We start from the raw sequence: 26,577 nt of genomic DNA, 5'->3' as shown, positions 1-26,577 counted from the left end.
CCTTATGTGTTCATCCTGCGAGCGACACGGTTGAGGATTCGTTGAGGCCTCGTTGAAGACGGCAGGGCCTGCGAGTGATCGACAGGTACGGCACGGCCGCCACGACCAGCCCGAGCCCCCACACGGTGTACCCGGGCACGACGGCCAGCGTCCACCACAGCGGCCGCGCCGGGTCGAGGTCGCCCATGACGACGTGCGTCATCCCGGCCAGCCCGAAGTATCCGCTCAGCCCGAACCCGACGAGCATCGCCGGGCCGGCCACCAGCCACCGCGGCACGTCCCGCCCCGCCAGCGGCACCACCCAGCTCGGCCAGATCCTGCCCCACCGGTGCACCAGCGCCGGTGGCAGGACGACCCCGGCCAGGCCGTACGCGATCAGGAAGGGCAGCGACGAAGGGTCGCTGGGAGACCACGGCAACCCCATGACCAGCTCGGCCCCCATCCGCGCCAGGCTCCCCGCGAGCGCCAGATAGGCGGCGGCGAAGGCCCACCGTGGCACGGCATCCGTACGCCGCTCCGGCGAGCGGCCGTGCACGCGCCCGCAGTCCGGGCAGGCGCCGACCAGCGTGCGCCGCGTGGCCGCGGTGCGCAGGACCAGCAGCAGCCCGCCGGTGACTCCCAGGCTCCTGATCAGGAACCCCGGCCAGTCCGTCGGCTCGCCGAACAGCATCCCGGCCAGGTCGAGCGCGAACATGAACGAGTACAGCAGCATCCCCACCCCGGCGCCCCACCCCAACGCGACTGCGGCCCTGCCGGGACGCCGCGCCACCAGAAGCCAGGCGCCCAGCGCCAGCCCCGACAGCACCACCGGCGTCCACACGCCCGGCACGAACGACTCCCCGAAGATCGCGAAGTGCGGCCCACCCGCCACCGCCCAGTACACATGGATCACCGCATACGCCACCAGAATCACACCCATGCCCCGACTCTCCCGGCCCTCCACCCCCAACCGGCTCCCTCCCCTGGGTGAACCCCTTCCCCCACAAGAGGGACCTCGGCAGCAGCGACACACGACCCATGCCACGAGCCCCGCAGCGCTGGTCGCGGGTCACGGGTTGTGGCGTGCGGGCGCGGCCCGCAGGCTGCAGCGTGCGTCGCGGGCTGGGTCATGAGGGTGGCGGCGCGCTGGTCGCGGGTCACCGGTTGCGGCGTGCGGGGCGCGGGCTGCAGGTCGCAGCGCGCGGGTCGCGTCGCGAAGGTTGCGGCGCGCTGGTCGCGGGTCGCGGCGCGGGGTCGCGGGCCGCGTCGCAAGGTTGCGGCGCGCGGGTCGCGGGTCGCAAGTCACGGGCTGCGGCGGGCGGGCTGTAGTGCGCGGTGCCGGGGCGCGTGCTGCGTTGGGGTTCGGCGGGTGGGGGGTGGGCTTGGGGTGTTGGGGCGTGCTGGGGTTGTGGGGGCCAGCACGCCGGTGGGTTTGGTGGGTGGGGTTGGGGATTAGGGGTTAGGGGTGGAGGCCGGCGAAGAGGTCTTCCTCGTGGGCGGGGGCGTTCACCTTGCAGAGCTTGCGTTCGAAGGCCTCGCGGGAGAAGACCAGGTGTTGCGCCTCGTCGGGCATCCGGAGCAGAAAGATGTTCTCGCCCTGGCTCTCGTGCGCCCGCAGCGCCTTGACCTTGCGCTCCACGTACGGCGAGACGTCGACGACCGCCGTCACCCGCTCGTCAGGAGTGCCGAAGTCGTCCGAGGGCTCGAAGTCGAGCTCGACCCCCTGATCCTTCATCACCTGGAACATCTGCTTGATGCCCGACCGGGGGATCGCCGTGTAGTAGAACTTGTCGGGAATGCCGGTGGACTCGACGGCCGCGACGGTGATGCGGTGAGCCTGCACGTGGTCGGGGTGCCCGTAGCCGCCCCCGCCCGTCTCGTCATAGGTCACGACCACCTGCGGGCGATACCGCTCGATGAGCTCGGCAAGTTTGGCCGCCGCCGTCTCGACGGGCACGTTGGCGAAGGCATCGGGATGGCCGTTGGTGTCCCAGCCCTCCATGCCCGAGTCACGGTATCCAAGCAGCTCAAGGTCGCTGATGCCGAGGTGGGCGACCGACTCGCGCAGCTCGCCGAGCCGGCGCTCGGCCACGGCGGCGTCGTCATGGCCGGTGTCACCCGGTTTGACGCCGCCGGGGCCGTCGCCCTGCTCGCCGTTCGTACAGGTCACCAGGACCGTGCGGATGCCCTCCTCGGTGTAGCGGGCCAGGATGCCGCCGGTGCTGATGACCTCGTCATCGGGGTGGGCGTGGACCACCATCAAAGTAAGTTGACCCATAGGTCGCGAGCGTACCTCGCCCGTCCGACAATCAGGCCTGCCGTACCAGCTCCTCCGCGCGCAGACGGGCGGCCGTCGCGGCGGCGGAGTCGCCGATGCGCTCGGCCAGGGAGGCCTGCTTGAGCCAGTTGAACGGGCTGCACGGCCGCACGTTGATCCGCTCGCTGACCAGCACCCGCGCCAGGTCGTGGCGCCCGGAGCGCAGCGTCGCCTCGAGCAGCGTCTTCTGCACCGCGTCGCGCTGTGCGTGGCTGCCGCCGAACTCGTTGACCCGGTGCCGGATCGGGTAGAGCAGGTCGACCACGGCCGGGTAGTCCCGCTTGCCGTACGCGACCAGAGCCCGGCACACCGGCAGCCCCACGCGCGACGTCATGGCGACGTTGGACACGCCGGGAACCGGCGAGGCGACGTAGGCCTCGCGCGTGGCGATGAGCTTCTCGGCGTCGGCGATCCGCCCGGCGCCCACGAAGGACATCACGGCGTGCATGTCGTTGAAGGCGTAGAACGGCTCGTCCACCAGCGTGGGCCACATCGAGGCCAGCGCGGTCCAGCGCTCGTGCTGGACGTCGTCCTCGAGGTAGAGCCGCCACAGCAGCGCCGCCGCGTCGAGCAGCTCCATCGACGACTGCCCGCCCGCGAGCACCGCGTCGTAGATCGCCAGCGCCCGCGGCACGTCCGCGGCCTCCAGCGCGTACAGCGAGTAGTGCCACCAGTTGTGGACGTTGAAGAAGGTGTCCTTCGACCAGTCGTCCACCCGCGTGTCCATGTACCGCAGGCCCTCACCGAAGCGGCCCTGCATCTCGTAGGTGTGCACGACGGCGTGGATGCCCCACACATCGCGCTGGTTGAGTTCGACGGCGCGCAGCCCGACGTCCTCGGATCTGTCGTAGTGTCCTGCCTCTTCCAGCCCGAAGGCGTACATGCCGAGCACGTGGCCGTAGTGCCGGTCGTCGTCGTGCCAGGAGTTCAGCGCGCCGCCGATCCTGTCGCGCAGCGAGCGCGCGTCGCCGGTGAAGAAGTCGATCTGGTGCCCCACCGCCAGCGCGAGCGCGTCACGTGGGTGTTCCTCGGTGATGCGCTGCAGCAGTTCGCCGCTGGTGTGGAAGTCGCCGTCGAGCAGTGCCTGGACCGCCTCCACGTGCGCCCGCTCGCGCGGCAGCAAGGCCGCGTGGTCGATCCTGCCGCGGAAGGCGGCGAAGCGCTCCCTGGCCTGGTGCGCGTCTGCCGACTCGGTGGTCAGCAGCCCAAGATAGGCGGACAGGACGTTGCCCATCGGGAAGTCCGGATCCGCCTCGAGCGCCGCGCCGGTCTCCGCGTCCACCTCGATCCTGAAGTGCAGCAGCTCGTCGATCGCCTGGTCGTAGTGCCGTATCGCTTGGCTCGCGCCGCTCAGCGCGAGACCGTGCTGATCCATGTTCACCACACAAATTGTAGGAAATTCAGGGTCTATTCGGAACGGTCCAGGCGGGCTACGTTCCAGCCATGCTCAAGCGATGGGTGGCAGGCGCCGTGGCGGCCTGCGCGATGCTGCTCTTCCCGTTACCGGCCCAGGCGGCCGGCCCGGCCTCGGTGGCCAAGAAGCTCTTCCACGCGTGGTTGAGCGCAGACAAGGTCGCGGCGGCCAAGGTCGCCGGCCCCGCGGCGGTCAAGACGATCTTCGCCTATCCCTACCGGGCGCCGGACGTGTTCGCCGGCTGCTCGGGCAACGCGTGCCGGTTCAGGCACACCAGCGTCACGGTGCCTGGCGGGCTCGACGGCATCCTCATGATCGTCTCCGGGTCCAAGGTCGCGAAGGTGTACGAGTCGCGGCACCTGACCAAGCCGGGAAAGGCCGCGCTGTGGCTGTTCGACGCCTGGAAGGCGGGCGACAGGAACCGCGGGCTCGAGGTCGCCTCGGCCTCGGCCGTCTCGACGATCTTCCGTGCCCGCTTCGACCCGCACGGCGTGCCGTACACCTATCAGGGCTGTACGGCGGAGCCGCACGGCTGGGCGTGCCAGTGGTCCTACGAGGGCGGCGCGATGACGATGCACGTCAGAGGCGGCAAGACCGCCGGGTACGCGGTGCGGTCGGTGACCTACATCGCCGACTGACCCCACCGGAAGAGAACTCCTTATGGCATAAGGTATTGTCCTACCAAGATTGGTTTATGCCGTAAGGAGTTCTCGTGGCGAGACTGCACGATGGAAGCGAGATCGAGTTCGAGGTGCACGGCGACGGCCCCGCCGTGCTCCTCCCCGTCAACCCCGCGCCTGCCGAAGGACCCAAGGCCGAGGAACTGCGCGCCTGGGGGATGGACCCGGCGCTCGGCCGCACCCTCATCGACGGGCTGAAGGACGCCTTCACGGTCGTTGCCTTCGACTACGAGGGACACGTCCTGGCCAACCCCAAGCCGGACACGCTCACGCCCGCCAACATCGCGGCCGACATCCAGGCCATCGCCGACGCGGCGGGGGCGGACCGCTTCGCCTACTACGGCTACTCGTGGCTGGCGCTCAGCGGGCTGCAGCTCGCCATCCGCACCGACCGGCTGTCGGCGCTGGTCATGGGCGGCTTCCCGCCGCTGGGCGGGCCGTACGCGGAGATGCTGAAGGTCACCCTGGCCACCCACGAGATGGCCGGCAAGCCCGCCGAGCCGTCCCAGAGTCCGAGCGAGGGCGACTTCGACTGGGACAGCGTCGAGGTGACCATGAACGAGGATCAGACCCGCCAGTTCGTCACCCTCTACGAGGCCCTGCGCGGCTTCGACGACCTGGCCGCACAGCCTCGGGTCACCTGCCCGCGCCTGTGCTTCGCCGGCTCGGCCGACGAGATCGTGTACGGCGAGCGCTGGGGCGACGTCCGCGTCCGCATCGCCGGCCCGATGATGGAACGGCGCGCGGAACTGGAATCCCTCGGCTGGGACGTCGAGATCCTGGACGGCCTCGACCACACCCAGGCCATGCAACCCACCAACGCCCTGCCCATCCTGCGACCCTGGCTGCAGTCCAGAATCAGTTGACAGCACGAAGGGCCGGTACGGCAATTGCCGTACCGGCCCTTCGTCATTTCCGGGCGGCGGACCCATAAACGGGCAAAGGGGCGCGGAGAACATTTTGACCCGGCGGCTGGGAATGGCGCACGGCGGTGCCCGCGCGAGCGGAAGTACTGTGATCATCAGGAGGGCGCCATCGTGACCCGCATCCTTTATTGGAACATCGGTAATTTCTCACTGCCCAAAATCTACGACCCGGCAACCTGGATCACGTCGAGCGCGGCCTCTTCCCGGCAGTCCCATATCGTCGAGGTGATGCGCGGCCCGGTCGGCGGCCCCATTCCCGACATCATCGTGGTGGTCGAGGTCTATTCGCGGGTACGCGAAATCGGGGCGGAAGGCATTGTGCTCAACCCGGGCAGCGATGCCGCACAGGCCGTCCTGCGGTTGCTGGCCCGGATTCGCGCGGACGCCACCCTTGGCGCCGCCGGTACGAACTGGTGCGTCGTTCCACTGCTCAACCTCGGCGAGCTCGGCCAGCGAGAGGCCGTCGCAGTCTTCTACAACGCCGGCACGGTCCAGTTCACCGGCCCGAACCTCTTCTACCAGCTCTACGGCCCGCCGGGCACTGTCGTCGGGCAGAGCCAACCGGTCAACCAGGCGACCTTCGCCGCCATGATCCCCTATCCCGCCCCCTGGCTCGGCGCGATGCCGGCCCTGGGACGGACCACCGCCTTCCCGGCGATCAACCAGTCGATCGCCGAGAACCAGCTTGCCGGCGAATGGCAGTATTACGCCGCCAACACCAACCGGCCGGTTCCCTCGCCGCTGCCACCGGCGATGCCGCCCAACCGCCTGCAGTTTCCCAACGCCGGATGCCGGGGGCCGTTCTACACGCGCTTCCTCGACGTGGGCGGCAACCGCACGATCAACCTCTTCAGCGTCCACAGCTCTCCGGCCACGGGTCGGGGCGCGGTCCAGCAACTGGCGAACGTCCCCCAGATCAGCGCCGTCAACGCGGGCGAGGTCAACGTCCTGCTCGGTGACTTCAACGTCGACACCTTCAGCCCTGCCGCCGACGCCTACACGAACCTGCTCGCAGGCTCGGGCGGCATCTACACGATGGAACTCGACTCGCGGGTGGCACATGCCGGCAACGTCGTCCCGGCCCGCAAGCCGTACTGCATGACGCATCTGCTGCCGGCCGACCAGGGGACGCCCTACAACAACACCAACGGCGCGCCTACCGATCCGCAGCACAATGTTTATCCGCGCGCCGGTTACATGGGAGGTTCGTTTCGGGGCATCAACGACACCGGCGCGATCGACAATATTCTCACGGCTTATGGCGGAGCGGGCGCCGCGGCCAATATCACCGTCGTCAATACGCTGACCGGCACGCCCTACAACCAATTCAACCCACCGCAGGGGGTCACAGCGGAACTGACGGGAGGCCTGAACTTCCCCAGCACCATGGGGATGAAGATGCTGACCGCTATTCCGCCTGCTACGCAGGGCGTGGGCGGGGTCCAGCCCGGCAGCTCCGGAGCGGCGTTCTACGCGAGCCTTTTCCAATTGTGGGACTACCTGGGCAGAAGATTCAGCACCAGCGACCATCTGCCTCTCATGATCGACGTCTAGGAGCGCGGAAATGAGTCTTCTGGATCTGCAGTCCGTGCTCCAGTCCCAGGTGGACGCAAAGGGTGCCATCACCGTCGCGGAAGCCACCCTGACGGCCGCCGGGCTGACCCCGGCGACCGGTTTCGACACCACCGTCCAGGCCGGTCTGAACCTGACGCAGGATCTGTCCGTCGCGTTCACCGGCCAGGTTCCTGCGCCTGACGCGAATCAGCTCAGCGTCTCGGGCACGGCCACGTTCCTGGGGGTGACGTCGGTTCCGACGCTGGTCGTCTTCACCCTGGAGAGCGACAGCACGGTCGATGCGCTGATCGTCGCCACCTTGCCCTCGGACTGGGCGTTCAGCACCAGTTTCCCGTCGCTGCAGACCGCGCCGTTCACCACCATGACCATCACCCAGCCCTCGTTCCTGGTCACCACGGCCGCCACGACCAGCTATGTGTGGCAGCCGAAGGTGCCCGCTCTCGCCCTCGTCAAGGGCCTGAACGTCGCCGCTTTCCTCGGGCTCGACGGCCCCGCCGCCCTCCTGCTGGAGCTGATGGACAGCCTCGACTCCAGCGACACCATCGTGCTGTGCGGGACGGTCGATCCGACGAGCGACCCGCCGCCCATGGCGCTGACCGGCACCATCGACGCGCCCATCACCGCCGACACATCCTTCAAGCTGTCCCTGCCCCAGGTCCTGGTGACCAGCGAGACCGACGAGAACGGGTTCCTGGCCTACTGGCTGGCCTTCGCCTCGACGCTCAGCGTCAACGGCCAGCCGTTCAGCACCTTCCAGGCCGCGCTGATCGAGGGATCGCCGAACATCTGCCTCACCATGGCGGCGACCGGCAATCCCATCACGCCCGACGAGATCGTCAATCTGATCGGCGGAGTCGACTACACGAAGTCGATCCCCTCGCTGCTGACAGACGTCTTCTCCAGCGTCGGCCTGGCCAGTCTCGGTGCGACCTTCGACGTCAAGGCGCCCAAGGTCATGGACATCACCGGCGGGATAGGGACGACGGGGACGTGGACGCTGGGGCAGTTCACGCTGGAGGGATGGACGCTCAACTGCTCGGTTCTGACGCCGTTCGACGCCACCTCCACCGTCCTGGCCAACTTCAACGCCACCGCGGAGGTCTACTACCCGGACGTCTTCGATGGCGTGTTCGGGTTCGAGATCACCGCCGACACGGCCGGTGACCTCAGCATCGCCGCCGGCTTCACCGGCTCGGTCAACTTGCAGGACCTGGTGAGCGGGATCTCCGAGGGCGCCGTCGACGTGCCGTCATGCCTGCAGCAGATCGAGTTCGAAGACTTCGGCATGACCTTCAGCAAGACCGGCAGCGACTATGACTGGCAGCTGTACGGAACGGCGCAGGGCCTGTTCACGCTGGGCCTCGACACCGGGCCGCTGGACATCACCGTTCAGGCGGTCATCGCCTCGACCGGCGGGCAGCTGTCCTACCAGCTGCAGGGCGGCCTGCAGATCGGTGAGCAGTTCTTCGACGTCGAGATCGATCTCGACGCCACCGACAAGAAGATGACCGCGAGCTGGACCGACCGGGGGCAGCCGCTCGGGTTCGCCGACGTCGCCAATGCCTTCGGCTGGACGTCCATGCCGACGATCCCGTCCGGCCTCGACCTGGCGCTGACCGGCGCCACGCTGATCTACGATTTCACGGACGACAGCCTGGCGTTCGGCGCGCAGTCGCGGACCTACGGCGACGCCGCCTTCGTCACCCTCAAGAACGGCCAGACGCGCGTCTATGCCTTCTGCCTGGCCACCGGCCAGACTTTCAGCCTGTCCGACCTGCCGCTGGTCGGCAAGGAACTGGCCGACATCGAGAACGTCTCGATCAGCGACCTCCAGGTCCTGATCGCCAGCGACTCGATCACCGACCCCAGCGCCATCAACAACCTCATCCAAAGCCTCGGTGCGGACTACCCGCTCCTGCCGACCAAGGGCGTTCCTGGGACCTTCCTCGCCTCGGCCGCCTTGCAGATCGGCAGCGACACCTCGCCGGTCAGCGTCAGCCTGGGCGGCGGTTCGAGCCAGTCGCAGGCGTACGCGCCCGTGCCCGAGGCGGCGACGGCGGACGAGATCACCTGGTACACCGTCCAGCGCAGCTTCGGACCGGTGTCGATCAATCGCATCGGCGTCCTGTACCAGTCGAGCGAGCAGGCCCTGTGGTTCGAGCTGGACGCGACGCTGCTCTTCGGTCCGCTGACGCTCAACCTCCAAGGGCTCGGCATCGGCTCGCCCCTGACCAGTTTCGCCCCGGATTTCTGCCTCCAGGGCCTCGGCGTGGCCTACCGTCAGCCGCCGCTGGAGATCGCCGGCACCCTGGTCAACCTGTCCCCGCCGGGCAGCAAGGCCCTCGACCTCGAAGGCGGGCTCGTCGTCTCGACCGGCTCGCTGACTCTCGAGGCCTTCGGGTACTACGGCGACCCTTCGGGCTTCCCGTCGATGTTCCTCTTCGGCGACCTGAGCTACCCCATCGGCGGCCCGCCGGCGTTCTACGTCACCGGCGCGGCGCTGGGCTTCGGCTACAACTCCAACCTGCGCCTGCCGACCATCGACGAGGTGCAGACCTTCCCCTTCGTCCAGGTCCTGCCGGGCTCGACCGCGTCCAACACGAGCCTGTTCGGGACGGACCCGACGCCCGTCAAGGTGCTCGGCGTCATCATGGGCACCACGCCTCCCTGGGTGAGCGACCAGGCCGGGGCGCTGTGGTTCGCCGCGGGGATCACCTTCACCAGCTACGACCTCGTCCACTCCCAGGCGATGCTGTTCGTCGAGGTCGGGCAGGAGCTGGTCATCTCGCTGATCGGCGACGCGCGCGCGACGTTCCCGCAGTCCGCGGAGAGCAACAGCGGGCCGTGCTACGCCAACATCGAACTGGACTTCGACGTCCGTTTCGCGCCTGACGAGGGCGTGTTCTCGGCCCAGGCCGTGCTGGCCCGCAGCTCCTTCCTGCTCGATCGGGCGTGCGTCCTGACCGGCGGTTTCGCCTTCTTCGTCTGGTACGGCGACAACGCCCACGCCGGCGACTTCGTGCTGACGCTGGGCGGCTACAACGCCGGATTCTCGCCCCCCAGCTATTACCCCGCCGTACCGCCGGTGGGCTTCCACTGGGCGATGGACGCGTCCATCACCATCAGCGGCGACGCCTATCTCGCCCTCACCCCGGCGGCCATCATGGCCGGCGGCCGGCTCGAGGCCACCTACCAGTCGGGCGGCCTCAAAGCCTGGTTCGACGCGCACGCCGACATCATCGTGAACTGGAAGCCGTTCTGGTTCGACGCCGACATCGGCATCACGGTCGGGGCCTCGTACAAGCTGAACCTGCTGATCACCTCCGTGACCATCAAGGTGGAGCTGGGCTGCAACCTCGAGTCTTGGGGACCGCCGACCGGCGGCGAGATCACGGTCGACTGGACGGTCATCTCCTTCACCGTCCCCTTCGGCCAGGGCAAGCAGGCCGGGCCGAAGATCAACGGCTGGAGCGACATCGAGACGATGCTGCCCAACGCGCCCAACGTCCTGTCAGCCACGCCGGACGCCGGCCTGATCCCGTCGGGCACCTCCGAATCCGCCGGCGCGGCCTGGCCGGTGCGCGGGAGCACGTTCGCCTGTACGGTGGCCACCCCCATCCCGGTGACCCAGGCCGCCGCCGGCTCCACCCACGCCTTCAACGGCGACTCGTTCGACGTCTATCCGCTGGGGTGGACCGGCGTCACCTCCGACCTGACCGTCACCCTGACCGACAACGACGGCAACGACGTCTCCGCCGCCTTCGACATCGCGCCGCTGCGCAAGGCCGTGCCCAGCTCGTTGTGGGGCAGCGGGAGCGGCTCGCGGGTCCCGCAGGCCGGTGACCAGCTCGTACCGGACCAGATCACCGGCCTGGCGCTCGCCGTACAGGTGCCGCAGTCGGGCGCCACCGCCGGGCCCGTCAGCGTCGAACAGGCCCTCGCCTCGATCGACCTCGGCCTGTCCGGCGCGGAGCTACCGCTCAGCGGTTCGGCGCAACCGCAGGGCGACGTGCCGGTCTACACCGGGGACACGATCAGCCGGATCTGCGACGCGAGCTCCGGGATAGCCGCGACGACGGTCCAGCAGGCGCGTGGCGACATCTTCACCAGCCTGAGCAACCTCCAGTACGCCCCTGACACGCCCAACGATGCGATGACCTCCTTCGCCGGCACGGCCGGGAGCCTCTTCGCCGCCGAGCCCCTGGTGGTCACATGAGCACGGTCCAGTTCTTCGACGGTCACTTCCCGGCGCTGGCGCCCGGCGAGCACCAGATCGCGGTCAAGCACACCGTCTCCGGCCAGGGCTCGACGCCTGCCTACAGTCTCCAGCAGGGCTTCGACGTTCAAGCGCCCGAGTTCGTCATCGACCAGCGCATCGTCCACACCGTGTACCCGCCGGTCGGGTCGTCGGACATCTACGGCCAGTCGCTGCCCTTCGTCGTGCTCACCGACCCGGCGCTGCCCTGGGAGCGCGCCCTCGTCCCCGGCGACGACCTGCCCGATGCGGCGTGCCCCCGGGCGTGGCTGGCGCTGCTGGTCTTCGCCGACGGCGAGATACGCCTCCAGCAGGGTTCGAACAATCCGGTCGCGACCTGCACCGTGCAGGACCTGACGGCCGTCGACCCGAACGTGCTCAAACCGCAGTTCCCGGACGGCTGGCTGTCAGAGGCCACCCTGGCGTCGCAGTGCCAGACCATCACGGTCACCGGGGACGCCTTCACCGCCGTCGTACCTCAGACCGACGAGCTGCCCTACCTGGCGCACTGCCGGGCGGCGCCGTCGGCGCGGGAAGGCGAGGCGCTGCTGTCGGTCCTGCTGGCGAACCGGCTGGCGGTCGCCGACACCCGGCAGGGGAACGCCACGCCGCTGCGCTACTACGCTCATCTGGTCTCGCTGGAGGGGTACGCCGACTATCTCGGCCCCGACGGCACGCCGATCCCGCAGCGGCAGGGCGGCAGCGGCCCCAAGGACGTCCAGCTGGTGACGCTGACCGGCTGGACCTTCGTCTCCTTGCCGCAGACCGGAGAGAGCTTCACCCAGCTCGTGCAAGGGCTGATCGACAGCGAGCAGGCCACCCCCGCCCTGTGCCTGCCGGTCGCCTCTTCCTCGGGCGTCGATCCGGCGGTGCTCTCCCACCTGGGCAACGGCTACGCGCCCCTGACGTTCGTCGCAGGAACCGGCGAGACCAGCTTCGCCTGGTATCGCGGGCCCTTCAGCCCGACCGTCCCGCAACCCCTGCCGGCGGTCGGCGACCCGCAGGTCGATCCGCGCCAGGCCACCAGCGCCGACGCCCTGATGATCTATCTCGCGGAAGAAGGGCTGTTCGATCTCAGCTACGCGGCGGCGTGGAACATCGGCCGGCAGCTGGCCCTCGCCGACAGCGCGTTCGCCCGGTCGATCAACGGCTACCGCCAGTCGGCCCGCGCGGCGCTGGGCCGGCTGTCGCAGCGCATGGCCCTCGGCCGCCAGGTCGATCTCGCGCCGAAGCCGACGCGGGCGTACTTCTCCTCCCGCATGGGCGCCGGCCTGGGACGGACGTGGACGGACGTCCTGGCGTCGGTACGCGACGGCGACCGCCCTGCCCGCCCCGCAAGCCGTCGGCCCCGGCGCAGGACCCTGCACCCGCGGGACGTGCTGGCGCTGCCGGAGGCCGCGCAGGCGGTGACGACCGACCTCCAGGAGGAGATCGACGCGATCGCCGGCTGGCTCGCCAACCTCACGCTGCTGCGCCCGGTGCCGTTCTCGCACCTGGTGCCCGATCCCCGCATGCTGCCGGCGGAGTCGATCCGCTTCTTCTACGTGGACCAGGGCTGGATCGACGCCGCCGTCGCCGGCGCGCTCAGCCTGGCGGTGCACGGCTCGGCGGACCTCGCTCTCCTGTCGTCCTGCCGGCCGCGGCTGGAGGCCGCCGTGGCGCGGCACCGTACGCGGCTGTCGATGGGCGCGGCCGGCGGCACCGGCGTGACCGGGGTGCTGATCCGCTCGCAGCTCGTCGCCGGCTGGCCGGCTCTCGTGGTCGCGCCCACTCTGGGTGGAGCGCCGCTGCCGGTCATCCGGGACGACTGCCCGGCTCCGGCGGTCCGCCTGTCGCTGTTCCAGGGCGTGCCCGACACCGTCCGGCTGAGCGAGCCGTACCAGGGCCTGCGCTTCGGCGCCGAGGACGACGGGATCCACCCGCGCTGCCTCACCCTGCCCGCCGCGGTCGGCACGCAGATCAGCAACGCCACGCCGGTCACGCCGCCGCAGCGGACACCGGCCGACGGAGCGGTCGGCGGCGTGCTCCAGGCCGCGTCCCTCGCCGGCCTGCTGGAGAGCGCGGCCGGCGTCCTGCCCTTCGCCGACGACGCCGTCGTGCACTGGAACGGCACCCCGCTCACCACCACCTTCGTCAGCGACCGGCAACTCCAGGCCGCCGTGTCCGCCGACCGGGTCGCCCAAGCCGGAACCGCCACCGTGACGGTCACCAGCGGCGGCGCCACGTCGGAGCCCCTGACCTTCACCATCGACGCCGCGCTGGCCATCGACGAGCTTGCGCCGGACGTGGCCGTCGCCGACAGCGAGCAGCTCACCCTGACGGTGCGGGGGCGGGGCTTCGGCGCCGACGCCAAGGTGCGGTGGAACGGCACGGATCTCGCCACTCATGTGGTCAGCGCGCTGGAGGTGACAGCCGTCGTCACCGAGGCGGACCTCGCCGATCCCGGTACGGCCACCGTGACCGTCACCTCGGGCGAGGCCACCTCGAACGATGCGACCTTCACCGTGGTGGACGCCGGAGCGGCCATCGACCTCCTGGAACCCGCCCTGCAACCGGCCGGCGCGCTGGGCTTCGCCCTGACCGTGCAGGGCACGGGCTTCGACGGCGGCAGCGTCGTGCAGTGGAACGGCTCGCCGCTGCCCACCCGGGTCGTCACGGACGGCAGGCAGCTTGTGGCGGCGGTCCCCAAGGACCTGCTCGCCGCCCAGGGCACCGCGTCGGTCACGGTCCTGGCGGGCGAGGCGTCATCGCAGCCGGCCACCTTCACCATCACCGGCCCCCGGCCCACCCTCACCCTGATCTCGCCCGCCGTCGCCCTCGCGCTCGCCCAGAGCCCGGTGGTGACACTGACGATCGACGGCGTCAACTTCGGCACCGACGCGAAGGTCTACTGGGACACCACGGTGCTCACCACGGAGGTCGACGACACCGAGCAGGTCACGGCCACGGTGCCCGCCGCCCTGCTGACGGCCGCCGGGCAGGCGGCGATCACCGTGGTGTCGGGCGGGCTGACCTCGAACGCCCTGACATTCGACGTCATCGCGCCGCAGCCCGCCGCCGGCCTGCTCGAACCCGGCACCGTCGTCGCCGGGACCGGCGACTTCACCCTGACCGTGACCTGCGGATTCGGCTCAGGCGCCTATGCCCTGCAGGTCGTGCGGGCCCCGGAATCACAAACCTTCATCCCGAGGAACTCATGAGCGGCTCCCAGCCCCTTCTCGTACCCATGACGGTCGAAGCCTTCGTGGTCAACGACCACGTGCGCCTGAGCGGCAACCCCTTCATGCGGACGCAGATGGAGTACGGCGCCCTGCACATGTGCGCGAACGCCCAGGCGAGCATGAGCGGCAACGACCCGAACTTCACCTCGTCCGACCTCGTGCACAATGTGCCGTCGTCGCAGTACTACAACGGCGTCTACCTCAAATGGCGCATGCCGGATGCCCTCACCCGGGGCGCGCAGGACCCGGTCAGCGGCGTCACCACGTACCCGCCCGTTCCCAACCGCTGGCTGATCGTGCGCATGAACGGCGCGGCGACGAGCTGCCAGGCGACGGCGTGGATCGTCGAGAGCGACTACGTCTGGACCGCGCCGCCGTCCCCGACGACGGTCGCCGGCGAGGCGTCGCTCTATGTCGCCGAGCAGCAGAACATGCCGGTGGCCATCCGCATCGGCCGCAACGTCGAGCTTGGCGGCTGGACGGAGAGCGGCGACACCCTGCATCTCACGGCGGTGGCGCCCGGCAACCCCGCCTTCGCCTTCTACCAGCCGCAGAACAACAACGTCTTCTCCTTCGTGGACGTGCTGGGCGACGGGTCCGACGACACGCTGAGCTACCAGGTGCTGGGCTGGTTCTCCGATCCGCAGGACGATCCGCTGGCGGGCGTGGACGCCGAGGATTTCGCCACCGCGCTGCAGGCGCTGGGCTGGACCCTGCCGTCCGGCACTGACCCGTCCCTGACCACCCAGACGACCTTCCTCGTCGGGTCGGCCTGCGGCGTCACCTGGCAGACCGCCGCGGTCCCGGCCGGCGGAGCGCCCGGCGGTGCTTCGCCGGTGTCCCTCAGCGTGGGCAACACCTCGGCCGAGGCGCTGACCGCCATGGTGGCGGCGCAGGCCGCCCACCTCGAGGTCTCCGTCGACGCCGACCTCCTGGAGGCGTTCCAGCTCGGCCTGCTCGACGTCCTCGACGAACCGGACGGCGCCGCGCTCCTCGCCGAGAAGCTGCAGGCCAGTTTCTTCCAGCGCTATCACGGCGGCTACGGCTGGAGGATCGTGGACGCTCCCGGCAGCACCGAGACCATCTCCTCCACCGAGCGGGACAAGGAGTCGGCCTGGCTCGCGACGCTCTGTGGCGACCAGGAAAAGCTCGACGACGCCCTGCGTCAGCTGGCGGCGCTCCAGGCCCAGCTCTATGTGGCCTGGTGGAAGTACGTCAGCTGGCCCTGGCTCTTCTCCGGCAGCACCAGCATCCACGGGCTGGACGACCAGAGCGGGCTCCAGGCGCTGATCGATCCGTCCGTGCAGGACAGCATCGCCCAGCAGACGGCGGATCAGCTGCAGAAGGTCCAGGAGCTGGCCGCCCTGGTGCCGAGCGGCGCCACACCGGACGCGCTGCAGACCGCGATCGCCGCGTACGGCACCCAGCAGCAGCTGCCCGACTGCCGGATACTGAAGCGGACGTCCGCCGCCCCCTTCCACCTGCCGAACGACCCGGTGGTGCTGATCAGCGGCGCCGGCGCCTCCGGCATCGTCGGCACCGGCGGGACGGCGTCCTGCCGCTTCTCCTCGCAACTCGTCACGGCCTTCACCTACGACGACACGACCGTCACCGCCTCGACCCAGGGCCTGACCATCGCCCAGCCCGACCTCTCCGCGGTCAGCGGCGTCCCGTGGACGACCGACCTGGCGGCGAGCCTCGTCGACGAGTTCTTCCTCACCGACCCGGTCAACGCCGCCGCGATCAGCGCGGTCATTCCCGACAGCACGCCGGCCGAGGTGCAGACGGCCATGGGAGACCCGGCGAGCTATACCGGCGCCTATCCCACCGGCGGCGTACTGGTCTGGACGCAGAATCCGTGGCACCCGCTGCTGCTGATCTGGCAGGCCACCTATTACCCGATCTCCTACGGCACGCCGGACGAGCCGAACTGGACCTTCCAGGACGGCGCCTTCGTCTGGAACGGAACGTCGCAGAGCGTCGGGACGGCGGCCACCCCTGGCGGGCTCATCCAGCTGAGCACGACCGCCACCGTCAACATGAAGGCGCGCATCCAGGCCTTCCTGCAGAACACTCCCGGCCTGGACCCGCAGGAGACGGAGGCGTTCCAGGCGCTGCTCGACTTCGTCCAGACCAACGACAGCTGGGACCTGCTGTCACAGTCGCTCAACGGCTTCAACGAGCAGCTCCGGCTCGGCATGGCCGGGGTGTTCCTGAGCCCCGGCACCGCCGCGCCCACCACGGACCCGCCGCTGCCGGACCTCATCGGCGACGTCGACGGTTACCCGGCTGCCCTGCCGCCGATACCGTCGGGCGCCATCCCGCCGAGCGGCTTCCAGCCCTGGCGCGCCGGGCAGTTCTCCTTCGAGAACCTGCTGCTGGTGGACGAGTGGGGCCAGGCTCTGTGGCCGATCGATCCCGAGGAGCGGACGACGGAAAGCGTCTACCTTCCTCCCGACCTGATGCCCGTGCGCACGTCCACTCCCGTGCCGTTCGCGATCACGGCCGGCCAGGCTCCCTCGCCGCCCTCCGCCGCAGCCGCGGGCCCGGTCATCACCCAGGTGTCGCCGAACCTGATCCAGGCCGGCACGGCGCCGTCCGCGCAGATCGCCATCACCATCACCGGGTCGGGGTTCGGCTCCAACAGCATCGTCAGCTGGAACGACATCGCGCTGACCGCCACCGTCGCCGGCAGCACCGAGATCACCTGCTACGTTCCGGCCAACTTCGTCATGGAGCCGGGCAGCTTCGCCATCACCGTGAAGTCGGGCGGCGTGGCCTCGCCCGCCGCGTCCTTCACCGTCTCGGCCGGACCGGCGATCGGCACCCTCGATCCGCAGTCGGTCGTGGCGGGGGCGGCGGCCTTCACGCTCACCGCGACCGGGGTCGGCTTCGCCCCGCAATCCGTGCTGGCCTGGAACGGCGCGGCGCTCGACACCACGTATGTCAGCCCGACCGAACTGACCGCGCAGGTGTCCCAGGACCTCGTCGCCACGGCGGGCACGGCGTCCATCACGGAGGTCTTCGGCCACCAGTGCGTCGACAGCACGGCCACCTACGTCCAGCTGCCGCCGGCCCTGCTCCAGCCGGCTCGCCTCCACTTCGACCTGTTGTCGGCGACCGACGACACGGTGAAATTCGGCCCCGCGGAGCCGGGGGCCGATCCGGTGTGCGGCTGGGTGCTGCCCAATCACCTGGACGCGTCTCTCATGGCCTATGACGCCCAAGGCACGGGCCTGGGGGAGATGTCGGTCGGTTATGACGTCTCGGACCAGCCGGAGGTCTACTGGACGCCGCTGCCCGGCAGCCCCTACCTCACCCTCGAGGAGATCGCCGACGCCATCCCGCATTTCGGGCCCTTCCTGAAGGCCCTGTCACAACAGGGACCGGCGACGTTCACCGCCTTCCTGCAGGCCATCGACGAAACGCTGTGGACGACGGTGCCGATGGGGGCCGTGTTCGACCAGAACCTCGCCGTCCTCATGGGCCGCCCCCTCGCCATGGTCCGCGCGCAGCTGCAGTTCGAGCTGGACGGCCCGCCGTACCCGGACCCGAGCTGGCAATACACCTTCGAGCCTGCGCAGCCCGCCATAACCGGCTACCACTTCCCGATCGAGCTCGGCAACATCGCCCAGCTCGGCGACGGGCTGATCGGCTACTTCGCGCAGGACGACTATTCACGCTTCAACGTCGTCCAGCAGGCCGGGTCGGCGTCCTCGGCGTACCTCGCCCCCATCGGCATGGACGACAACTACCTCTACCTGCCCTTCGACGGCACGACGGCGAAGCAGGTGTCCATGCTCGTCGACCCGCGGGCCGCCGTCCACGCCACCACGGCCGTGCTGCCGACGGTCAAGCTGGCGCTGCCGCCGCGGTTCGTGACCGATGCCCTGGCCGCGATGAACGTGACCTTCCGCGTCAACGGGGGCCTGACCGACCAGACGACCACCGCGGACGGCGTGACCACCATCCTCATCCCGACCCCCAAGGAGAAGAACGGCGCCTGGTCCTGGGTCGAGGACGAGACCAGCGGCTGGACCAGCTACACGACAGGCCCGAACGGCCACACGGCCCGGCTGCCGACCGTCGCGCCGGTATTGCGGCGCGGCCTCCTGCAACTGTCCTCTGCCCTTAAGGAAATCTGATGTCATTGATCTCGAAGCCCAATGTCTGGGTGGACGTGAAGGCCGACTCGGGAACGCAGCTGACCTATGCGCTGCAGACCGATCCGGCGCCTCTGACGGTGAGCGTTCCCGGCTCCGACCCGCTTCTCGCGTCGCTGGAGTTCGTCATCACCAACCAGACGGGTGACACGGTGAACGTCGACGCGATCACGTTCACGCTGCAGGTCGGCACGGCAGGCTCCGACCTGACCACGAGCACCGCCGGAATCCTGACCCAGGTCTCCGACACCGGCAACTGGAGCGTCACGGGACCCGGGTCCGTGATCACCCAAGGTCAGGCCCAGTACGTGCTGGGGCCGGTGTCGGGTTCCAGCGTGCCGCTGGCCGCCGGCGCGTCCGTGGTGGTGGAGATCTACCAGATTCCGACCGTGGAGAACACCGGTACGACCACGATCGGCATCAAGGAGATGACCGAGCAGAACCCTCCTGCTTTCACCACCGCCTCGGTCACCACCTTTCCGGACGGGTTCTACCTCAACGGTCTGGTCGCCACGGTGGAGCAGGACGGCGCGCTCGTGCCGGTGGCGCAGGTCGCCTCGGGCGCGACGGTGACCCTCGTGTGGAACTGCTCGGTCGTTGACATGAGCGCCATCGAAATCCTCTATTCGAGCGCCACCGACGGCCAGCGGAGCGCCGACCGCCTCACTGATCCGAACTCGTGGACGACCCCACAGGGACTGACCAGCGATACGGTCTTCACACTCGAAGTCCACGTGAGCACGACCGGCGGTCAGCCCCTGACCGCCACGCTGTCGACGGTCGTATCCGTGCAGAACCCGGCCCTGGTCGCCTCGTCCTTGACCGTCGGCCTCCAGACTGCCATGTTCACCGCCGGCACCAAACTGGCGGATGGCCTGCAGATATCGAACACCCTCGTCCAGTCGCTGACCGACGGTTTCGCCGTCGTGCACATCTACCCCTCGTGCTGGCTCGGCTACAGCTCCTACGCGTACGGCGGCATCTATACCGCCGGGCAGTGGTTCCAGGTCCAGGGCGGCAACGTCGGCCAGTTCGGCGTCAACTGGCAGTTGCAGATGAACCTCAGCCCGAACGCGATGACCCTGCCCATCCCCGCCGGCAGCTACTGGCAGTACGCCGCGGGGGGAGCCGCCAGCGGCAACGAGCAGGACTCAGCCGTTCAGATCTGGTGGTTCCCGCTCGGGAGCGGAACGGACGGCAACACCTATCGCATCGTGCCGCCCGACCAGAGCCCGGTGAACATCGCGGATCCGCCGACCCTCTTCGGCACCTATTGCTTCGAGTGGGATGACGGCGCGCGGAACCTCGTCGACAAGCTGTCGCAGGCCTTCGGCACCCCCCTGGACGACGATCAGCGGGATGAACTGGTCGCGCTGTTCGCACGGAGATGACAGATTCGGCCTCGAGCGCCTTCAGATGCGCACCACCGCGGTGTGGGCGTGCCCGCGGCTGCCACCGACCTTCACCTTGACCGCGTTCTTGGCCTTGCGCACGCCGCGGTGGCTCTCCTTGACCGATCTCACCGGCCAGGGCAGCGTGATCCTCACCTCGTGGGCGGTCCTGGACGGGTCGGAGACCGCGAGCCGTACCTGCTTGTGGTCGCGGCTGATCAGCAGCGTGCACGGGCCGTCGGCGGCGAGCGGTCCATCCGCGGTCTTGACGGTCCCCGCGCGCCAGAAGACGGCGGCGAGCACGTTGTCGCGGGAAATGGCCTGCACCGCTCCGGAGTTGGCGAGAATCTCGATCCGCCGGCCGTAATCCGCGGTCTGCGCGATGGAGGCGTCGGGCAGCACGGCGTAGGCGTAGCGCGCCCTGCGCGGATCGACGCCGTGGTCGATGAGGATCGTCGTGTAGTGCCTGGTGGTGGGGGTCTGGTCGCCACCGGTGGTGGCACCCTTGTCGATGTCCCGCCAGCGTCCGGTGCGCTTCTTGCGGGTCACCTTGACATCGACGCCGTCGAGCAGCGCGTAGCCGGCCACACCGGACAGGTGGACCCAGCCGTCGCCCTGTGCCAGCGGGGGATGGCTGTCGTGGGTGTTGCGGTTCTCCACGACGGTCTCGATGCGGCGGCCGTCGGACGCGGTGATGCCGGTGCCGAGGGCGATCACCGCGTCATCGAGAAGGAACCACGCCTTCTTGGCCCGCAGCGAGGAGCCGTCGGCGATCAGCTTCATGGCCGCCACGCCGTACTCGCCGTCGAGTGCCACGCCGCCCGCCCACGGGGTGGGTGGCAGGCGACGCTTGCCGTGCGTCAGATCGGCGCGTCTGCGGGTGTCGACCGTCGTGCCCGGTAACCGGTACGGGTCGATCGTGGGCCACAGGTCATCGTTCCAGTGGGTGAGGTCTGCGGTGTAGAGGTAGGTCATGCCGTCGCCGGTGTACCAGCCGTGCAGGTTCTCCTGGTTCATGGCCTCGGCCGCGCCGATGCGCTCCGAGCTCATCGCGATCGCGTAGGCCCAGGTGGGACGGCGGTGCACGACCCGGTCCATGTCGGCGAAGACGTACGTGCCCGTCGTGCTCGGGCCGACCGGCACCGACGGGTCCTCCAGCAGGGCCCTGGCCCTCGCGATGCTCGCCAGCGGTGCGAGCGTGTCGTAGGGGATGGCCTGGTTGCGGGTGAGCCAGCCTTTCACCAGCGGTCGCCAGCGCCGGGCATGGCGCTCGGGTGCCGCCTCCAGCAGGTTGAGAACGGCCTCGACCGTCTTCTGCCCTGAGTGGTAGTCGCGGTGGCCCTGCACGGAGATCTGCCGGCCGCGTACGCAGTCCATCATCAGCCCGTCGAAGACGAACGGGACGAACGAGCGATCCACGAGGTCGTAGACGTTCCCGATCCCGGTGATCTCCCACGGTGACCCCGCGAGCATGGCGATCAGCTTGGCCACGCTCTCCAGGTAGTCGACGCCGTAGCTGCCGTTGTAGGGGTACACGCCGTGCTGGATGAACGACCCGTCACGGTAGAAGCCGTCGCCCGGGCCCCTGGTCGGCCGCAGCAGGTCGGAGACCGCGTCCCTGGCCCGCTTGACGAGGCGTGGGTCGTGGGTGAGCAATCCGCGCATCGCCACCGCCATGGCCTTGCTCGCCCGGTTGGCGCCGGTCTCTACTTCGCCGGGGTGGCTGATGCGGCGCTCCGGGTCGGGGCACCAGCGGCGCAACGGGCGCAGCCAGCGCTCGAGGCGGTCCTTGGGCAGGCCGTCGTACAGCAGGGCGCAGGTGTCGGTCAGCGAGCGGGGGACGCCGATCTCCCACCAGAACCAGTTGCTGCCCCGCCGGTCGAGCCCCTCGTGATAGGCGTGCTCGTACAGGAAGTCCAGCGCACTGACCGCGGTCTCGGCGACCCGCATGTCCCCGTGCATGGCGGTGCCCGGCGTGGCCCAGCCCAGCGCCAATGTGCGCATGCGGTTGTAGGCGCGGTTGAAGTTGCCCGTCCGGGGGTTCTCGAGCGGCAGGTCGGGCCACAGGCTCGGGCGGCCGGGGGTGGGCTTCATCCTGCGCAGCACCGCATTGGCCGAGCCCTCGATCGCCTGCGTCTTGTCGGCGTAGGCGGGGTTGTACGACCCGCCGGCCAGCAGGCCCACCCACCGCTCACGCGCTACGTCGAACGCGGCGGTGCCGGCCGCCTCCGCCGGTCTGTCCCACAGGGCGAGGCCGGCCACGGCCGCGGTGCCCAGCAGGGCGGACCGCCGGCTGAGGGGGTGGGTCATGGAGGCCTTTCCGACAATCGGGCACATGTCAGGTGAAAAGATCATATGTCGATTGCACGGCCCGGTTGTTACAGCTCACCTCTCGCAGCCGTGAAAGCATTCCGCACTACCGGGCAATCAGGGGTGACCGCAGTTCCTGATCGGATGGAGAGCAGTGCGTGACCCCATTACCGATGCCAGCGGGGCAGCCGACGTGAGCGCTCCGACCCCGCTGCGCACCGATCTCGATCGGATCTTCGACGCGCACTTCGCCGAGATCCACCGCTACATCGCCCGCAGGCTCCCCGCGGACGTCGCCGACGACCTGGCCGCCGAGGTCTTCCTGGTTGCCGTCAAGGGAGGATACGAGTCCTCGCGGGGCGAGGTCAGGTCCTGGCTGTACGGCATCGCCACCAACCTGATCGCCAGGCATCGCCGTACCGAGATCCGCAGGTGGAAGGCGCTCAGCCGGACAGCGGAGCGCGAGGCGGAAAGTCACGAGGACACGACGCTGGCGCGTGTCGCGGCCGGACAGCTCACCACCAGGATCGCCAGGGCGCTCGCCGGTCTGAACCGCGGCGACAGGGACGTGGTGCTGCTGGTCGCACTGGGCGGGCTGACGCACCTGGAGGTCGCCGCCGCCCTGGAGATCCCCTACGGCACCGTCGCGTCTCGGCTCAGCCGGGCGCGCAAGCAACTGCGCAAGGCGCTGGGTGAGGTCAACCCGCTGAAGGAGGCGCACGATGGATGAGGTCGCGCTGATCGCTCAGGCAGTGCCGGACGCGCCGCCGCCCGCGTCAGAGGTTGTGGCCAGGGCTCGTGCCCGGCTGGCCGCTCACGAGCATCCGGTACGGCAGGCCCGCATGCGTCGCGGCTGGGGCTGGACGGCCGGCGCCGCCGTGGCCACCGCGGCGGTCGTCGTGGCCGTGGTCATGCTGGTGTCGAACCTGGCCGGCGCTCCCGAGCCCGCGCCGCCCGCCGTACCTCCTGCCTATGAGCAGGCGCCGCGCGTCTACAAGGGCCTGGATCGGCTGGCGGGGGAGGGGATGCCGCGGTCGGCGACGAAGGTGACCATCCGGTTCCGCCCGACGAGCGTGAAGATCGCGCTGGTGGTGTTCTGCCAGCAGCCCGGTTCGATCTTCTACAGCCGGGAGGCAGGCAGCGGCGCCGGCGGCACGTGTGGTCCGGCGGGTGGGCTCAGCATGCTCGCGGACAAGGCGCACGAACCGGGCTGGCTCGGCCGCGATCACCAGGTGACGTTCTGGGTTTTCCCGCCCGATGCTCCCGTCGCCCGCGGGCGGGGCTCGTGTCGCGGCTGCAGGGATCTGTCCGACCCGAGAGCGCCCGATCGGCTGGCCGCCGAACTGGGCAGGCGTCCTGGTGCCTGGTCGGTCGCGGCATACGACGTTCCTGCGCGCAGGTGAGCATCTCACGTCCACACCAGCTTCGCGGCCCCGACCCCGGCCAGGGATCGGTTGCTTCCAAACGAATCGCGGTGTCCCACCACCACGAGCCGCGCGTCTGACGTACGGCACGCGCGGGCTCGCCCTGGTCAGCCGAGATCTCAAAGATCATCATCACTTTACGTATCCGATGATCACTCAGCGTGTGCACGGGTATTTGGATGAGCGTGCACGCGCGGTCCTCTCCCGGATCGGCTGAAGTGCCTCTGATCAGACTCGACGTAGAAGGAGAGGTGTCGATGAGCGTGGGTTTCTCACGACCGGTGCCCGCCCGTGTGGTGACGGTGACGCGTGTGTTGATCGCGCTGCCGCTGTTGCTGACCGCCCTGCAGGGTGCCGCAGCGGCCTCCACCCCACACTCCACCGTGCCCTCCGCAGCAGTGGCAGCACGGCCAGTTGGTAATGGTGGCGGCGGCCCGGTGCCCGGGCCGCGCGGCGCGGTACCGAAGATCCAGCAGCCGCTTTCGGATGTCGAGCCCAAGGCCGCACCGACGCGACCGGTCCGTCCAGGCGCGGTCTCGGCCGCCAGCCGCCAGATCGCCCAGTTCGGGCCGATGACGGTACCGGCGGGCGAGGTGTGGCGCCAGTGGGTCTACTGCCCGTCCGGGATGCGGGCGGTGAACGGCGGGGAGTCCAACACCAGCCCCGGCGGGATTCAGCTCATCCACACCGGCCCGTACACCCCGAGCAGCGACGCGGGCTGGATCGTCAACGTGCGCAACCTCTCCGGCAGCGATGCGCGCATGACCGTCTACGCGGTCTGTGACTCCAATGTCAGCGACTATCTCTTCACCGAAGGACCACACCGGACAGCCGAGCCAGGCGTCTACGTCGCCGCCATCGCGACCTGCACCGATGGCCGCAAGGCCGTGGGCGGCGGTTTCTGGCCGGTACCCAACACCGTCAACGCTCCCGCTCTGGCGCCGAGCGAAGACGGAAGTGTCTGGGCCAACTACGTGCGCAATACCGGCGTGGAGAATGTGGACGTGTGGCCGTACGCCGTCTGCGTGCGGGGCACCGGGCCCTACCAGGTCGTGTCCGGCGCACTGCACACCTTTCGAGTGGGTCAGTTCGCCTCGGTTACGGCGCCCTGCCCCCAAGGTTGGCGCCTCATCGGCGGGGGCGTGCTCCAGCCGCACAACACCCCGGTCGGCGCCGTCACCGACAACTACCCTGACTCCGCCAATTCCTGGACGGCCTGGGTCCGCAACGACTCCCCCTATGAAACACAGGTCCAGGCCATCGCCTTCTGCACACTCTGACGAGTATCGGCGATCACCGGTTGCGGGTGCGTGCGGCCTTCATACGCCGGCCGCACGCACCAGTAGCCGTGTCGCTCACCGCGGTCACGAGATCTGGGCGCTCAGCTGCGGCTCATCGCCTCGGTGTGATCAACCGGGGGATTGGATGGCCGCCTTTATGCAGACTCTCAGGGGGTTGTCCAGGGATGCCGCCGTCATCGCCTTGTTGAAGCCGCCTGTGTCTCCGGACTTGTAGGTGTTGAGTGCATCTGTGACGTCGTCGTACTCCTTCTGGAGTGCGGTCTTGATGGACGGGATCGTGGCTCGTGCGACGTCGGCGCTCAACTGGCCCTGCACTTTGGCCAGGAGGTCGGCGATCGGCGCCGGGCCGTTGCCGTAGCGGTCGGAGGTGACGACCTTGTCCATGTCCTTGGCGACCTGGCTCAGGTTCTCGCATCCTGCCTGGATGGTGATGCCGTTGCTGGCGGCTGTCTCCGGAGAGGGGGATGCGGGGGTGTGCGAGCCCGTAGTGCCGCCGCCGTCCTTTCCTGGGAGGTTCACCAGGACAGCGACCACCGCGACCGCGACGACCACGGCACCGGCGGCCGCGGCGATCAGTCGGATATTTCGTGACGGTGGCCTTACTGCGGGGATTTGGGGCTGGTGGGGTGCGGGCGGGTTCGGGCCGCCGTGATGGGGTTCGGGATGGGGCATGACAGCGGTCGAGCCGCGCCCGGGGTGAGGGAGGGCCTCGGTTTGCTGGGGCACGCCGTTCAGCATGGCCAGCGCTTGCGGTACGGCCGGCCGTTCGCCCGGATCCTTGACCAGCAACCGAGAGATCAGCGGCCCCAGAGCCCCGGCCCGCTGCGGCGCCGGGGCCTGCCCCAGCACCACGGCGGTCAAGGTCTTGGTCGGCGTATCCCGATGGAACGGCGAGAACCCCTCCACCGCCTGATAAAGCGTGACCCCTAATGAATAGAGATCCCCGGCAGGGCCGGATCCGATGCCGTCGAACCGCTCGGGAGCCATGTACTCCAGCGACCCGACCAGCGCCCCCGTGGCGGTCACCCTCGTGTCGGCGTCGTGCGCGGCGATCCCGAAGTCGGTGAGCAGAACCCGCCCATCCTCGCCAAGCATCACGTTGGCCGGTTTCACATCCCGATGCGCGATATCCGCCGCATGCGCGGCCCCGAGAGCCGTCAGGAGTGCACCGGCGATCACCGCGACCCGATCCACGGGCATCGGCCCATGCTCGGCGACGTGCTCGGCCAGGGAACGCCCCTCGACGAACTCCATCACGATCCACGGGCTGCCATCCTCGACGACCACATCGTGCACGGACACGATGTTGGGATGCTGGCGCAGCTTGGCGGCGTTGCGAGCCTCCCGCTCGGCCCGCACCAGCCGTTCGGCGTGCTCGGCCTCGGAAGCCGTCGGCGGGAGCCACATCTCCTTGACCGCCACGTCAACGAGTAGCGACTCGTCGCGGGCTCGCCACACCCGCCCGAACCCACCGGACCCGACATAGCTGATCAGACGATAACGCCCACCAACCAGATGACCTGGCTTGGCCTGCTGTGCCATCACGTCCCATCCGTCGCGTCACGGGAGATAGATCATGTTAGCGCCTGACTCGGTCTCCTGACAGCCGCATCCTCAAGGC

At 69.3% G+C, this 26,577-nt stretch carries 15 protein-coding genes; 10 read left to right on the top strand and 5 right to left on the bottom strand.

Going from position 1 to position 26,577, the window contains the following annotated elements; genetic code table 11:
* Nucleotides 1–10: 10 nt before the first annotated feature.
* The 3 genes from KIK09_RS02445 to KIK09_RS02435 form a co-directional block, all read right to left on the bottom strand.
* Nucleotides 11–919, bottom strand: a complete 909-nt coding sequence (locus KIK09_RS02445) for a hypothetical protein (protein WP_214316943.1) — start codon at nt 917–919, stop codon at nt 11–13.
* 519 nt (nt 920–1,438) lie between these two features.
* Nucleotides 1,439–2,257 (bottom strand): PIG-L family deacetylase, encoded by an 819-nt coding sequence (locus KIK09_RS02440; protein ID WP_214316942.1) that lies wholly within the window; start codon nt 2,255–2,257, stop codon nt 1,439–1,441.
* A 31-nt stretch (nt 2,258–2,288) separates the two neighbouring features.
* Entirely contained in the window at nt 2,289–3,671 is a 1,383-nt protein-coding gene (locus KIK09_RS02435; protein WP_250572650.1) for a tetratricopeptide repeat protein, read from the bottom strand.
* Between the two features lie 68 nt (nt 3,672–3,739).
* On the opposite strand from KIK09_RS02435, the gene KIK09_RS02430 reads away from it, so the two are divergent.
* The 7 genes from KIK09_RS02430 to KIK09_RS02400 all read left to right on the top strand — a co-directional run bounded on the left by KIK09_RS02430 (nt 3,740) and on the right by KIK09_RS02400 (nt 19,921).
* On the top strand, nt 3,740–4,348 hold the full coding sequence (locus KIK09_RS02430; RefSeq protein ID WP_214316940.1) for a hypothetical protein: 609 nt from the start codon (nt 3,740–3,742) through the stop codon (nt 4,346–4,348).
* A gap of 74 nt (nt 4,349–4,422) precedes the next feature.
* Complete coding sequence (locus KIK09_RS02425; protein ID WP_214316939.1) at nt 4,423–5,256, top strand: alpha/beta fold hydrolase; 834 nt, start codon at nt 4,423–4,425, stop codon at nt 5,254–5,256.
* Between the two features lie 171 nt (nt 5,257–5,427).
* Nucleotides 5,428–6,870 carry an exonuclease/endonuclease/phosphatase family protein gene (locus KIK09_RS02420; RefSeq protein ID WP_214316938.1) on the top strand — a complete coding sequence of 481 codons (1,443 nt, stop codon included), beginning with the start codon at nt 5,428–5,430 and terminating at the stop codon, nt 6,868–6,870.
* 10 nt (nt 6,871–6,880) lie between these two features.
* Nucleotides 6,881–11,107, top strand: coding sequence for a DUF6603 domain-containing protein (locus KIK09_RS02415; RefSeq protein ID WP_214316937.1), 4,227 nt, complete (start codon nt 6,881–6,883; stop codon nt 11,105–11,107).
* Nucleotides 11,104–14,346: a choice-of-anchor Z repeating domain-containing protein gene (locus KIK09_RS02410; protein ID WP_214316936.1), complete on the top strand. Its 3,243-nt coding sequence runs from the start codon at nt 11,104–11,106 to the stop codon at nt 14,344–14,346. Before KIK09_RS02415 ends, KIK09_RS02410 begins: the two co-directional genes overlap by 4 nt.
* Before the next feature lie 26 nt (nt 14,347–14,372).
* A complete protein-coding gene (locus KIK09_RS02405; protein WP_214316935.1) occupies nt 14,373–18,512 on the top strand; it encodes a choice-of-anchor Z repeating domain-containing protein in 4,140 nt (1,379 codons plus the stop codon).
* Entirely contained in the window at nt 18,512–19,921 is a 1,410-nt protein-coding gene (locus KIK09_RS02400) for a hypothetical protein (protein ID WP_214316934.1), read from the top strand. Before KIK09_RS02405 ends, KIK09_RS02400 begins: the two co-directional genes overlap by 1 nt.
* Before the next feature lie 21 nt (nt 19,922–19,942).
* Here KIK09_RS02400 and KIK09_RS02395 read toward each other — a convergent pair whose 3' ends face one another.
* The gene (locus tag KIK09_RS02395; protein ID WP_214316933.1) at nt 19,943–22,231 is read right to left on the bottom strand and encodes a polysaccharide lyase 8 family protein; all 2,289 of its coding nucleotides are present in this window, start codon (nt 22,229–22,231) and stop codon (nt 19,943–19,945) included.
* 193 nt (nt 22,232–22,424) lie between these two features.
* Between KIK09_RS02395 and KIK09_RS02390 the strand changes: the two genes are divergently transcribed.
* The 3 genes from KIK09_RS02390 (at nt 22,425) to KIK09_RS02380 (ending at nt 24,935) form a co-directional block, all read left to right on the top strand.
* On the top strand, nt 22,425–22,961 hold the full coding sequence (locus KIK09_RS02390; RefSeq protein WP_214316932.1) for an RNA polymerase sigma factor: 537 nt from the start codon (nt 22,425–22,427) through the stop codon (nt 22,959–22,961).
* Complete coding sequence (locus KIK09_RS02385; RefSeq protein ID WP_214316931.1) at nt 22,954–23,634, top strand: hypothetical protein; 681 nt, start codon at nt 22,954–22,956, stop codon at nt 23,632–23,634. The genes KIK09_RS02390 and KIK09_RS02385 overlap by 8 nt, the downstream gene beginning before the upstream one ends.
* Before the next feature lie 278 nt (nt 23,635–23,912).
* A complete protein-coding gene (locus KIK09_RS02380) occupies nt 23,913–24,935 on the top strand; it encodes a hypothetical protein (RefSeq protein WP_214316930.1) in 1,023 nt (340 codons plus the stop codon).
* 129 nt (nt 24,936–25,064) lie between these two features.
* On the opposite strand, the gene KIK09_RS02375 is transcribed toward KIK09_RS02380, so the two are convergent.
* The gene (locus KIK09_RS02375; RefSeq protein ID WP_214316929.1) at nt 25,065–26,498 is read right to left on the bottom strand and encodes a serine/threonine-protein kinase; all 1,434 of its coding nucleotides are present in this window, start codon (nt 26,496–26,498) and stop codon (nt 25,065–25,067) included.
* Nucleotides 26,499–26,577: the final 79 nt, after the last annotated feature.

Source organism: Nonomuraea sediminis, from assembly GCF_018531495.1.
Taxonomy (GTDB): domain Bacteria; phylum Actinomycetota; class Actinomycetes; order Streptosporangiales; family Streptosporangiaceae; genus Nonomuraea; species Nonomuraea sediminis.
The sequence above is the reverse complement of the archived record's forward strand: the minus strand, read 5'-3'. Positions and strand labels throughout refer to the sequence as shown.

Bases quoted from the DNA above. Each gene is read 5' to 3' on its own strand.
- KIK09_RS02445 (WP_214316943.1), bottom strand. From the start codon at position 919: ATGGGTGTGATTCTGGTGGCGTATGCGGTGATCCATGTGTACTGGGCG.
- KIK09_RS02440 (WP_214316942.1), bottom strand. From the start codon at position 2,257: ATGGGTCAACTTACTTTGATGGTGGTCCACGCCCACCCCGATGACGAG.
- KIK09_RS02435 (WP_250572650.1), bottom strand. From the start codon at position 3,671: ATGGATCAGCACGGTCTCGCGCTGAGCGGCGCGAGCCAAGCGATACGG.
- KIK09_RS02430 (WP_214316940.1), top strand. From the start codon at position 3,740: ATGCTCAAGCGATGGGTGGCAGGCGCCGTGGCGGCCTGCGCGATGCTG.
- KIK09_RS02415 (WP_214316937.1), top strand. From the start codon at position 6,881: ATGAGTCTTCTGGATCTGCAGTCCGTGCTCCAGTCCCAGGTGGACGCA.
- KIK09_RS02410 (WP_214316936.1), top strand. From the start codon at position 11,104: ATGAGCACGGTCCAGTTCTTCGACGGTCACTTCCCGGCGCTGGCGCCC.
- KIK09_RS02405 (WP_214316935.1), top strand. From the start codon at position 14,373: ATGACGGTCGAAGCCTTCGTGGTCAACGACCACGTGCGCCTGAGCGGC.
- KIK09_RS02400 (WP_214316934.1), top strand. From the start codon at position 18,512: ATGTCATTGATCTCGAAGCCCAATGTCTGGGTGGACGTGAAGGCCGAC.
- KIK09_RS02395 (WP_214316933.1), bottom strand. From the start codon at position 22,231: ATGACCCACCCCCTCAGCCGGCGGTCCGCCCTGCTGGGCACCGCGGCC.
- KIK09_RS02385 (WP_214316931.1), top strand. From the start codon at position 22,954: ATGGATGAGGTCGCGCTGATCGCTCAGGCAGTGCCGGACGCGCCGCCG.
- KIK09_RS02380 (WP_214316930.1), top strand. From the start codon at position 23,913: ATGAGCGTGGGTTTCTCACGACCGGTGCCCGCCCGTGTGGTGACGGTG.
- KIK09_RS02375 (WP_214316929.1), bottom strand. From the start codon at position 26,498: ATGGCACAGCAGGCCAAGCCAGGTCATCTGGTTGGTGGGCGTTATCGT.